This is a genomic window from Bradyrhizobium sp. SHOUNA76 (assembly GCF_023006445.1).
Classification (GTDB): domain Bacteria; phylum Pseudomonadota; class Alphaproteobacteria; order Rhizobiales; family Xanthobacteraceae; genus Bradyrhizobium.
Genome location: NZ_JALBHA010001078.1, coordinates 1 through 636, shown reverse-complemented (window position 1 = coordinate 636; position 636 = coordinate 1). Strand labels below are relative to the sequence as shown.

The 636-nt window shown below is 68.4% G+C and carries 1 pseudogene; it reads right to left on the bottom strand.

The features are described 5' to 3' along the window. Positions 1 to 636 (bottom strand): annotated as a pseudogene (locus tag MOV74_RS39830) (tetratricopeptide repeat protein); the annotation flags it as partial.

The window sequence follows — 636 nt, the reverse complement described above, 5'->3', positions numbered from 1 at the left end:
CCTCGGTCGCAGGCGCCGGTTTCGGCGCGTCAGCGGGCGGCATCGCGGCGGGCGCTTCCGGCTTCACCTCAGGCTTCACATCGACCTTGGCGTCGCGCGCGATCGCCTCAGATGTCGGCGGCGTGATCTCGCGATGGGCATCCTTCGGCTTCTCGGCCGCGGGCTTGTCCGGCGCAGGCGCCGGTCCGTGACCGGCAGGCTTCATCTGCGCGATCGCCGCCTCGGGCGTAGCCGCCGTCTTGCCCTTGTCGGGCTGGAAGGAGACGTCGACGACGTAGTTCTTCTCGTCGCGGAACGAATGCACGTCGGAATCGCCGATCAGCGCGATCTCGACATTGGTCTGGTCGAGATCGGCCTTCTGCTTGATCGAGGCGACGTTCGGCGGCGCCGCGACGATTGCGTCAGCCAGATCGAAATTGAGGTTGGCGTTGAAAGCGAGCGTGAGCTTCTGCTCGTTGAGCACGGAGGAGACGCCGACGCCGTCGGGCATCTCGAACACGAAGCGCACGAAGGTCGGCTGCACCGAGGCGCGCACGCGGATCTGCGGACGCTTCTTGCTCTCGGCCGCGGCGCGCTGGGCGCGCAGCGCCCGCTCGGCCACGCGGGCACGCTCGGCGAGCTCCTTGACCACGTCCA